Genomic DNA, 7,352 nt, shown 5'->3' on the forward strand with positions numbered 1-7,352 from the left:
CAATCAAAGTTATTGCACAAGATAAAGCAAGCAATAAAATCACAAAAACAATCTCAATTGATGTAAAATACACAGCTCCTGAGATTTCAACGTTAGTACCGAATGCAGATAAAATCCTAAAAAGCGGTGAATCAGTCAAAATAGAATTTAACAGCGAACCAGGCCTAACCGCCGACTTCTCCATTTTGATGCCTCTGACAAATGCAGGAGGGGTTGCAAACGCAACTGACTTACCAATGAAGGAAACCTCTTCAGGTCATTACGTTGGCTACTATACGGCCACAACGAATGTGAAGGCACCTGGCGCAGTTATCGAAGTGAAAATAGCTGACAGCTACGGAAATCTAACCATCAAACGAGCCGAAGGCAAGCTTTGGATTAACGCAAAAAAAGAATAAGCATACCGCCGCATACCCGTTACTAATTGGGTATGCGGTTTTTTATCTTTATAGTGAAGTGTCGACGCTGCTGAATACGAGGGTGAAATGGGTTTGGGCCGAATCTTTTGGCTTTAGGGCAGAATAAAACCCGGTTCGGACCGAATCATCTTGAGTTTGGGCCGAATAAAACCTCGTTTGGGCCGAATCGGCGTATTCGAGTCTATTATCGATGAGATGTCGGAGACAATTCCATCCCCATTCAGCATGTTTTGTCCAGAATGCGTCATCAAATGGGAAATAACTTCTAAAATCAAACGAAAAAGAGTAAGTTACTCAATTTTTAAAAGTTAAATCCCAAAAAGCTGAAAGGGATGTTTGCTCAAATGAGGAGATTGAGATCATTCAGCTTCGGGCCGAATTATCTTGTGTTTGGGCCGAATCGGCGTATTGAGCCTTCAATTGTTGAGGATCTTAAGGCAATCCCCTACTCCTTCAGCTTGTTTTGTCCAGAATGCGTCATCAAAAGGTAAAAGAGCTTTTAAATTCAAACAAAAAAGAGAAAGTTACTCAAATTTTAAAAGCTAAAACCAAGGGAAGTTTGATCGGTTGAAGGAAATTCAGATCATTCAGCCTCGGGGGAGAATCATCTTGAGTTTGGGCAGAATAAATTCTGGTTCAGGCAGAATCATCTTGAGTTACGGCCAAATAAATCCTAGTTTGGGCAGAATCAGAGTACTCGACCATACAATCGATGAGGTGTGGAAGACAATTACCCTCCCATTCAGCGTGTTTTGTCCAGAATGCGTCACCAAAAGGAAAAAAACCTTTTAAAATCAAACGAAAGAGAGAAAGATACTCTATTTTTAAAAGATAAAACTAAAAAACTGACAAGGGGAGTTGATTCCGCACTGAGCTAAATCAGCTTCAGGAAGAATTATCTTGAGTTAGGGAAGAAAATGACTTCCTCCTGAATTCGCATTTTGTACGTCGGTTAAAATCCAGATTAAATTCAGAAAGACCGTTGATCGGAGTGTTGGCGTGGAGACTCCTGCGGGAATAGCAGGACTGGTGAGACCCCGCAGGAGCGTGTCCGCCTGAGGATAAGCGAAACGCCTGGAACGGAAATCAACTGCCCCCCTCTGAGCATGTCTTGTCCAGAATGGAGCATAAAAAAAACCTTATCTTCTAGGAGACAAGGATCAAGCGTTCAATGTTTTTAATTCCTCATATAGATATGGTACTGATTGAAAGGCGTAGATTTTCTTAGTTAGTGTTCCATTTTTGAATAACAGCAGGCATGGGACACTTTCTACTTCATATTGATGTGCAATTTTCTGCATAAAGTTTAGGTTCATCTTCCCGCACTCCAATTCTTGGAGCAGTTCTAATGATACATTCATCATTTTAGAAGCGACCATACAGGTGCCGCACATTGGGGTGTATAAGTATAAACAAAACGTTCGTTTCCACTGAATGGCTAAGTTCAATTCAGTCTCCGTCCACTCTTTCATGTAATCCTGTCATCCTCTTTTCACTTCTATTTTACCCGTTGCTAATACGTCAGCCAAATGGTGTAAAGGTGCATCTGCAACTTGACGATACACTCGATCAATATATAAATGTGACGCATTCGGCATTTCACGCAGCAATTTTTTGCGAAGCTTCTCACCTGATTCATCAGCATCGACAAGAATGTAAACATCCTTATCTGCCAACTCGTCAACCAGTTCATCAAGCCGTGTGATAGATATGGTCCCATTCGTACAGATAATTTCCAGCTTCTCGTTAAGAATTTGTGTGACCTTTCGTTTATCCGTCACCCCTTCAACAATTAACACTTTATCTGAGCATTCGTTTTCCAATACAAATCACCTGTTCCATCATGATGGTATAGATAAAAAAACAGAGAAGGGCAATGCCCCTCCCCACCTGCACACATAACTTAACCTTCGTTTGTCATTTCGTCGTATTGTTCCGCAGTCATCAAGTTTTCAATTTCACTTTTGTCTGCCGGCTCAATAACGACCATCCATGCTTTTTCATACGGGGATTCATTAACGAACTCAGGGTTATCATTTAATTCTTCATTAATAGCAATGATCTTGCCGCTGATCGGTGCATACAATTCAGAGACTGTTTTAACAGATTCAACGCTGCCAAATGGTTCGTTAGCTTTTAATTCAGCGCCTACTTCCGGAAGCTCAACAAAAACGATATCACCTAGTTCAGCCTGCGCGAACTGTGTGATTCCAACTCTTGCCGTTTCACCTTCTGTTTGTACCCATTCATGCTCTTTTGAATAACGAAATTCCTTTGGTGCTGCCATTATGAATTCCCCCCTATATTATGTAGACTAGAGCCTTATCAGCCCCAGGTCTTCGCATACTCTTCTTCTTTGAATCCTACCGTTACTTTATTCCCGTCTGAAACAATAGGTCTTTTTATCAACATGCCATCTGTAGCCAGAATATCAAGCATTTCAGCTTCAGTTGCATCCTTCAGCTTGTCCTTCAAACCAAGTTCCCGGTATTTCTGACCGCTGGTATTAAAGAATTTCTTTAACTCTAAACCACTTGTTCGATACAGTTCTTCCAATTGCGATCTTGATGGCGGATTTTCAAGTAAATGAATCGCTTCATATTCCAAACCCTGCTGATCAAGCCATTTTTTTGCATTACGGCATGTACTGCATTTAGGATACCAATAAAATGATAGAGACATCTTTTCACCACCTACAAATAGAATACCCGTTTTTTCTTTCCAATACAAAAAATCAGCTGTATAAACAGCGCCGACTCTATGTTCTATCATACTAAAAAAACACCGTGGTGTATCTAAACAAATTAGAAAAAGAAGCACCCCCGCAGGGATACTCCTTTTAAGATTTATTGATTAGAGGACAAATTTTTCAGCATCAATAATTTTAACTGCAGCTTCACGTTTCTTCGCAATTACATTGATTGGGTTATGACGAGTTAATTTACGGAATGAAGAAAGCATGATCCGTAATGTATCGCCCGTTTCAACTGCAATCAATGTTTCTTTCGCATGCTGTTCAATTTGGTTAAAGGCTTCTTGAACAAAAATTTCTGTGTAGAGAACTTTTTGTTGGTTCTTTTCAAGTCCAGTTGCTGCGATTGCTTTTTCTGTCCGCAATACAGCCGATTCTGCAGCATAGGCTAAGGAAACAATATCAGCAATATTCACAAGAACTTCTTGCTCTTTATCTAGTTCTTTGCCATACTTTTGTGCAGCTAATCCAGCTGCTAAGATACCAATTTTTTTGGCGTTGCTGACCAGCATCTTCTCTTGTGCTAATGGCTCATCGCTTGGTTCTTCAGGCATCATCATCATTAATTCCTCTTGAAGAGCTTGTGCCTTCTGGAATAATGGAAGCTCGCCTTTAAGCGCTTTTTTCAGGTATGTTCCAGGAACGAGTAAACGGTTAATTTCATTTGTTCCTTCAAAAATACGATTAATTCTTGAATCACGGTAGGCTCTCTCAATCTCATATTCTTGCATGAAGCCGTATCCACCATGAAGCTGAACGCCTTCGTCAACTACATAATCAAGGACTTCAGAAGCGAAGAATTTATTGAGTGAACACTCAATTGCATATTCAGCAATCGACTTAGCTACTTCTGTACCGTCTTTGATTTCTTCTGCAGAAAGTTGGCTCATTCTTTGTTCAAACAGACCGACTGTGCGGTAAACAGAACTTTCCGCTGCATAGATTTTAGAAGCCATTGTAGCCAGCTTTTCTTTTGTTAAATTGAATGAAGAGATTGGCGTTTTGAACTGTTGACGTTGGTTTGTATAGACAGCCGCAAGCTCAAATGCACGCTTCGCTCCGCCGACTACACCTACACCTAACTTATAACGACCGATATTTAGAATATTAAAGGCAATCACATGGCCTCTGCCTGCTTCTCCAAGAAGGTTCTCAACTGGCACCTGTGCATCTTCTAGGATTAATGTCCGTGTAGAAGAGCTCTTAATGCCCATTTTCTTTTCTTCAGCACCGGTTGAAACACCTGAGAAACTACGTTCAACGATAAAAGCTGAAAATTTATCGCCATCAATTTTTGCATACACAACAAATACATCAGCAAAGCCAGCGTTCGTGATCCATTGTTTTTCACCATTCAACACGTAATGCGTACCTTCAGCATTAAGTTTAGCTGTTGTTTTTGCTCCTAACGCATCTGAACCCGAGCTTGGCTCAGTCAGTGCATAGGCAGCAAGCAGTTCACCGCTTGCAAGAGCTGGCAAGTATTTTTGCTTTTGCTCTTCGTTGCCGAACAGGACGATTGGCAGTGAACCAATTCCTACATGGGCACCATGAGTAATACCGAAACCGCCGGCACGCGCCATTTTTTCGGCAATTAGTGCTGAACTAATTTTATCAAGTCCAAGTCCGCCGTATTCTTCAGGTACATCTGCTCCAAGCAATCCAAGTTCTCCAGCTTGCTTTAGAAGGTCTACAGAATTTTCAAATTCGTGGTTTTCTAAGTTTTCTACCTTAGGCAGGACTTTGTTAAGAACGAAATCCTCAGTTGTTTTCGCAATCATTTTCTGCTCATCTGAATAGTCTTCTGGCGTAAACATTTGTTCATACGTAATATCTTCTAATAAAAAGGCTCCGCCTTTGAGTAGGTTTTCAGTTTGATTAGACATGTATAATGACCTCCTGATTTTTATTAGTTAAGCTAAAAGTTCAAATACTCCTGCAGCACCCATACCGCCGCCGATACACATCGTCACAATCCCAAATTGAGTATTTCTGCGTTTCATTTCATGCAGCAGACTCAATGTTAACTTCGCACCTGTACAGCCAAGCGGATGACCAAGTGCAATAGCACCGCCATTCACATTAACAATGTCTTCATTCAAGCCAAGCTTACGAATGATTTGGATGGACTGAGAAGCAAAGGCTTCGTTCAGTTCAAAAAGACCTATATCAGATAGTTCAAGTCCAGCTAATTTAAGTGCCTTTGGAATGGCTGCAACAGGACCAATTCCCATAATTTCCGGCGGTACTCCTGCTACTGCAAACGAGCGGAATCTACCCATCGCTTGAAGTCCAAGTGATAACGCTTTTTCACTGTCCATAACCATCACTGCAGCTGCTCCATCACTCGTCTGTGAAGAGTTACCAGCCGTTACCGATCCAGTAACAGAGAAAGCTGGACGTAATTTACCAAGGATTTGAGAAGTGGTTCCTTCGCGTACACCTTCATCTTGTGAAAATTGGAATGTTTTTTCGTTTAATCGATTATCTTTCCCAACAGAACGAAGCGTCACATCGACGGGTACGATTTCATCCGCAAATTTTCCCTCAGCGATAGCTTTAGCCGCTTTTTGATGACTGCGTACTGCAAAGGCATCTTGATCTTCACGGGAAATACCAAACTGCCTAGCTACTTCTTCAGCTGTATGACCCATTCCCATATAATACTCAGGTGCTGTTTCGGCAAGTAAACGATTTGGACGAGTGACATGCCCCATCATAGGGACCAGGCTCATTGATTCTGCACCGCCAGCCAGAACTGTATCACTTTGTCCGAGCATAATCCGTTCCGCTCCGTAAGCAATACTTTGCAACCCGCTTGAACAATAACGGTTAATGGTAATCGCCGGTACATCATGCTTAAGACCAGCTAACGCACCGATATTTCTAGCCATATTCAGCCCTTGCTCTGCTTCAGGCATAGCGCATCCAATGATTAAATCATCAATTGTACCTTCATAATTTCCCGCACGCTTCAACGTTTCTTTTACAACAAGAGCCCCTAGGTCATCTGGACGGACATTGGCAAGTGAACCTTTTTTTGCCTTGCCCACCGGAGTCCTTGCTCCAGCTACTATTACCGCTTCTCTCATGAGGATCCCCCTTAAATTTTCTAGTAAGCTAGTGATTTTAGTTACGTAACGGCTTGCCTTTAACAAGCATATTTTGCATCCGCTGTTGCGACTTTGGCATTTGGATTAAGCTTAGGAACGCTTCTTTTTCTAGGTTAAGAATATACTGCTCATCAACTTCTGTTCCAAACGGAACCAAGCCTCCAGCCAGTACAAATGCTAATTTCTTTGCGATCACCATATCATGGTCGGAAATATAACCCGTTAGTCTCATAGATTCTGCTCCTAAAAGAAGAGCGGCATAACCCGTTTCACCAACCACTGGAATTTTGATTTTAGCTGGTGCTGTATATCCCTCTTCATAAAGAGCAAGAGCAGCCTGCTTAGCATCATAAATTAAGTGGTCAGGATTAATGCTGATTCCATCGGCAAAATTCAAGAAGTTATTTTCGCGTGCTTCTTCACCAGAAGTTGATACCTTCGCGGTTGCAATGGATTCAAAGACGTTATTCGCAACTTTTTGAAGATCGAACTCAACATTCTTCGGCATGCTTTTCAGTGTTTTCACATAAAGTTCTTTTGCTCCACCGCCGCCTGGAATTAATCCGACACCCGCTTCGACAAGTCCCATATATGTTTCAGTCGATGCCTGAATTTTTGCAGCTGGCAAGCAGACTTCTGCACCTCCGCCAAGTGTCATATTAAATGGAGCAGCAACAACTGGACGTGAGCTGTATTTAATTTTCAGCATCGCTTTATGGAACTGAGTGATGACCATATCCAGTTCAAAGATATTATCATCCTGTGCTTCCATCAGCATCATGGCGATATTTGCGCCAACACAGAAGTTTTTCCCCTGGTTCCCGATAACAAGACCTTTATAATTCGCTTCCACTTCATCAATGGATTGGTTAATCATTTGGATGATATCCAAACCAATTGCATTGTTAGGTGAAGTGAATTCTAAAAGTGCTATGCCGTCGCCGATATCAATTAGACTCGCACCACTGTTCTTCTTGATGACACCTTTTTGTTTTTTTATTTGTTTTAAATTGATAACTTTTGGATTTTCCTGCAATGGTTTGTATTCACCATTGTTATAGTAAGAAA

At 41.5% G+C, this 7,352-nt stretch carries 8 protein-coding genes; 1 reads left to right on the forward strand and 7 read right to left on the reverse strand.

Features of this window, described 5'->3' with window-relative positions:
* Positions 1-398: hypothetical protein (locus AC52RT_RS11885; RefSeq protein ID WP_495540939.1), on the forward strand; the 398-nt coding region annotated here is incomplete at its 5' end.
* A 1,181-nt stretch (positions 399-1,579) separates the two neighbouring features.
* Here AC52RT_RS11885 and AC52RT_RS11890 read toward each other — a convergent pair.
* From AC52RT_RS11890 to AC52RT_RS11920, 7 genes are all read right to left on the reverse strand, one after another.
* Positions 1,580-1,891 carry a thioredoxin family protein gene (locus AC52RT_RS11890; RefSeq protein WP_495540940.1) on the reverse strand — a complete coding sequence of 104 codons (312 nt, stop codon included), beginning with the start codon at positions 1,889-1,891 and terminating at the stop codon, positions 1,580-1,582.
* 9 nt (positions 1,892-1,900) lie between these two features.
* Positions 1,901-2,242, reverse strand: coding sequence for a toprim domain-containing protein (locus AC52RT_RS11895; protein ID WP_495540941.1), 342 nt, complete (start codon positions 2,240-2,242; stop codon positions 1,901-1,903).
* 80 nt (positions 2,243-2,322) lie between these two features.
* Entirely contained in the window at positions 2,323-2,706 is a 384-nt protein-coding gene (gcvH, locus tag AC52RT_RS11900; RefSeq protein WP_040375885.1) for a glycine cleavage system protein GcvH, read from the reverse strand.
* Between the two features lie 38 nt (positions 2,707-2,744).
* Positions 2,745-3,101: an arsenate reductase family protein gene (locus tag AC52RT_RS11905; RefSeq protein ID WP_340847070.1), complete on the reverse strand. Its 357-nt coding sequence runs from the start codon at positions 3,099-3,101 to the stop codon at positions 2,745-2,747.
* A gap of 171 nt (positions 3,102-3,272) precedes the next feature.
* Positions 3,273-5,057, reverse strand: a complete 1,785-nt coding sequence (locus AC52RT_RS11910) for an acyl-CoA dehydrogenase FadE (protein WP_495540942.1) — start codon at positions 5,055-5,057, stop codon at positions 3,273-3,275.
* A gap of 27 nt (positions 5,058-5,084) precedes the next feature.
* Complete coding sequence (locus tag AC52RT_RS11915) at positions 5,085-6,263, reverse strand: acetyl-CoA C-acetyltransferase (RefSeq protein ID WP_495540943.1); 1,179 nt, start codon at positions 6,261-6,263, stop codon at positions 5,085-5,087.
* Between the two features lie 37 nt (positions 6,264-6,300).
* Positions 6,301-7,352 (reverse strand): enoyl-CoA hydratase/isomerase family protein (locus AC52RT_RS11920; protein WP_495540944.1); only part of this gene is annotated, 1,052 nt, incomplete at its 5' end.

The sequence above is a fragment of the Peribacillus sp. genome, from assembly GCF_059453735.1.

What these genes read in the sequence shown, in the direction of transcription:
- AC52RT_RS11890 (WP_495540940.1), bottom strand. Translation starts at nt 1,891, where the DNA reads ATGAAAGAGTGGACGGAGACTGAATTGAACTTAGCCATTCAGTGGAAA.
- gcvH (WP_040375885.1), bottom strand. Translation starts at nt 2,706, where the DNA reads ATGGCAGCACCAAAGGAATTTCGTTATTCAAAAGAGCATGAATGGGTA.
- AC52RT_RS11905 (WP_340847070.1), bottom strand. Translation starts at nt 3,101, where the DNA reads ATGTCTCTATCATTTTATTGGTATCCTAAATGCAGTACATGCCGTAAT.
- AC52RT_RS11910 (WP_495540942.1), bottom strand. Translation starts at nt 5,057, where the DNA reads ATGTCTAATCAAACTGAAAACCTACTCAAAGGCGGAGCCTTTTTATTA.
- AC52RT_RS11915 (WP_495540943.1), bottom strand. Translation starts at nt 6,263, where the DNA reads ATGAGAGAAGCGGTAATAGTAGCTGGAGCAAGGACTCCGGTGGGCAAG.